This is a genomic window from Microvirga tunisiensis (assembly GCF_009296175.1).
GTDB lineage: Bacteria > Pseudomonadota > Alphaproteobacteria > Rhizobiales > Beijerinckiaceae > Microvirga > Microvirga tunisiensis.
The window spans coordinates 1-2,956 of the sequence record NZ_VOSK01000544.1; the positions used below are offsets into that span (position 1 = coordinate 1).

Annotated in this window: 3 protein-coding genes; all 3 read left to right on the forward strand. The window is 60.7% G+C overall.

Annotated features, from left to right (window positions below; translation table 11 throughout):
• Positions 1-181 precede the first annotated feature (181 nt).
• From FS320_RS40945 to FS320_RS40955, 3 genes are read left to right on the forward strand one after another with little or no spacing between them, the layout of a single operon-like run.
• Positions 182-1,420: a recombinase RecT gene (locus FS320_RS40945; protein ID WP_244627719.1), complete on the forward strand. Its 1,239-nt coding sequence runs from the start codon at positions 182-184 to the stop codon at positions 1,418-1,420.
• 3 nt (positions 1,421-1,423) lie between these two features.
• On the forward strand, positions 1,424-2,116 hold the full coding sequence (locus tag FS320_RS40950; RefSeq protein WP_152718279.1) for an exonuclease domain-containing protein: 693 nt from the start codon (positions 1,424-1,426) through the stop codon (positions 2,114-2,116).
• Entirely contained in the window at positions 2,113-2,316 is a 204-nt protein-coding gene (locus FS320_RS40955; protein WP_152718281.1) for a hypothetical protein, read from the forward strand. Before FS320_RS40950 ends, FS320_RS40955 begins: the two co-directional genes overlap by 4 nt.
• Positions 2,317-2,956: the final 640 nt, after the last annotated feature.

The following is a 2,956-nucleotide window of genomic DNA, read 5'->3' on the forward strand; positions in this document are numbered from 1 at the left end:
GGAAGCGTAGAATGGTTCATGGCGGGTGGGTTCTCCCAGAAATGAGGCGGATCGGATTCAACAACCAAATCCTAAGTCATCTCAGGCACTTGAGCTACACCCGCCAACCCTCCATGAATTTTCCGGGCTAGAAGCCGCCCTTCCCGCTCACATCCCGGTCGAGCGTTTCAACCGCGTCGCCATGACTGCGATCCAAGGCAACATGGACTTGCTCCGTTGTGATCGGAAATCGCTGTTCAACGCCTGCATGAAGGCTGCCCAGGACGGCCTCCTGCCTGATGGTCGCGAGGGCGCCATCGTTCCCTACAAGGGCGAGGCCACCTGGATGCCGATGATCGGCGGCATCCGTAAGAAGGTCCGCAACAGCGGCGAGATCTCGTCATGGGATGTGCACGCCGTCTATGAGAACGACCTGTTCGAGTTCGAGCTTGGTGACGATCCGTACATCAAGCACCGCCCTGCCCTCAGCAACAAGGGCAAGCTGATAGCGGTCTATTCTGTTGCTGTTCTGAAGGGCGGCGAGAAGTCCCGCGACGTGATGTCGATCGAGGACGTGGAGAAGATCCGCGCCAAGTCCCGTTCCAAGAACGGCCCCTGGGCTGATCCGACTTTCTACCCAGAGATGGCGAAGAAGACGGTCGCGCGCCGGCACTCCAAGGTCCTGCCGATGTCGTCCGACCTGGATGATCTGATCCGCCGTGACGACGCTCTTTACGACCTCAAGGGAGCCAGCGATGCCGAGGTGAAGAGCGGCCCGCGCCTTTCAATGACAGCTGCCTTGGATCAGCTAGCGGGCCCGAGTATCGACCGTGATGCCGAAGATCAGGACCAGGCTGAGGATAACCGCGCGTCCACCGTGCGCGGTCACACCGCTGAGTATGCCGAGGCAGATCGCATCGTCGATGCCGACGGCCAGGTAGTGAAGGACAAGAACCCTGAGGCGCTGGCTAACACCGGCGCGGCAGGCGAAGCGGCCGAGGGCGAAGGTAGCGGCGTACAGCCCTCGGCCGCCGCTGATGACTTTCCCGGTGACAAGCCGATGAAGCAGGCTCCCGACTTCGACGCTCTGCTGGCTGAATTCGAGCGTGATGCTCAGAACGCGACCACCGAGGAAGAACTGGGCGAGCTCGCTGCAGATCTCCGCAAGGCGATGGACGAGCATCCTCCGTCTCGCGCCTTCCAGACGAAGGCCGCTAATGCATGGCAGGATCAGATCGACCGCATCAATGGAAAGGGTAGCAAGGCTGCGCAGAAGGCCGCTGGTGCCGCCGAGGAGGATCCCGATTACCAGAAGGGTTACAACGACGCCGCTCGTGGCGCATCCAAGTGCCTGAAGTCAGACATCCGCGACAACCCTGAGCGCTTGGCCAAGTGGCAGGCAGGATTCGACGCCTACAAGGCCGAAGGCGCGGAGGGCTGATCCATGCTGCTGCGCGTCCTAGATTTCGAAACGACCGGATTGCCGCCCGACGCGGCAATCGTGGAGGTCGGCTGGTGTGATGTGGTCGACGGGGTCGTTGGCGAGCAGGGGAGCATGCTCGTCAACCCCAAGCGCCCGATCTCGATCGAGGCTATGGCCACACATCATATTCGTGACCATGAGGTATCGGCAGCAGATCCGATTGACCTTGGTCTCCGCCGACTGATGGACGACAAGCCGGATGTGTTCGTAGCGCACCATGCCGCTTTCGAGCAGGAATTTTTCAAAGGTGGGGATGCCGCATGGATCTGCACTTTGAAGGTGGCGCGCAGGCTCTGGCCTGACGCGCCCCGCCACACCAATAGCGTGCTCCGCTACTACCTCGAGCTGGATCTGGATGAGGAGCGCGCAATGCCTCCTCACCGTGCCGCTCCGGACGCCTACGTGACGGCTCATATCCTGGCAAAGGCTCTGCCCCTCGCCTCGATAGAGGACATGGTCAAGTGGACCAAGCAGCCGTCTCTGCTGCCCCGCTGCACCTTTGGGCAGCACTCAAGCAAGACCTGGGATGATGTCCCGACCAGCTATCTCACGTGGATGACTGGGAACGAAGGAATGGATGCCGACAAGCGCTACACGGCGCGGCATCACCTGAAACTGCGAGGCGTCGGGCAGCAAGGGCGGAGGGCGTCATGACTTTTACCGCCGAGCAGCTGGCAGTGTGCGCTGAGCGGGAAGTGAAGCAACGCCGTCGCGCTTATCCGCACTGGGTCGAGGATCGCCGGATGACCCAGGCATTCGCCGACGAGCAAGTAGCAATGATGGAGCAGATTGCTCGGGACTCCCGGGCGAAGGCTGATGCTGAGAAGTGTGACCTTTTCGGAGGCGCGTCATGAGCAGCCAGTTAGGTAACCCAAACCGATTCCGCTCCTTGGGAGGAGCAAGACTTGGCGGTGTCGGACGGTCCTTGAACCCATCGGGATCGAGGAATACGCCCACAAGCGATGGAACAACCAAAGCCGCGAAAGTGGTCACAACCAGTACGACCAGAGCTAACTCCATCAGAGATCCACCCTTCCGAGACGGTGGATACACACGCCCCAGCGGCATCATGCTGGGTCATGGGTTCCAAGTGATTAATCCAACGCTTGGAGGGGCGACATGATCCCCGAAGACGACGGCCGCCCCTACCCCGTTTGGTTTCCCTGGCTGTTCTATCCAGCGCTTGTTGTGCTGGCTGCGGCCGCCCTGACCATTGAGGTGCACTCATGACCACAAACGCGAAAAGGGCCGCTGATCGGGGGCAGCGGCCCAAGTTAGGACCCTTCTTCAGCCGGGAGCAACGTAGGGCAATGCGTCGGCTGTGGGTCAGGCAGTTCTAGCCCGCCTCTCTTAACGAACGATTACCGCTAGTGTTGTGACTCTAACGCTTGTTTCGCACGGGCGACCTTTTCCAGGATAGCTGAGGCCGAGGCGGTCCAGACAAAGGGTCTCGGGTCGGCATTGTGGTGCTCCAGGTAGTCCATGATCGCGCTT

Coding starts and splice junctions, on each gene's coding strand:
- FS320_RS40950 (WP_152718279.1), top strand. CDS start 1,424: ATGCTGCTGCGCGTCCTAGATTTCGAAACGACCGGATTGCCGCCCGAC.
- FS320_RS40945 (WP_244627719.1), top strand. CDS start 182: ATGACTGCGATCCAAGGCAACATGGACTTGCTCCGTTGTGATCGGAAA.
- FS320_RS40955 (WP_152718281.1), top strand. CDS start 2,113: ATGACTTTTACCGCCGAGCAGCTGGCAGTGTGCGCTGAGCGGGAAGTG.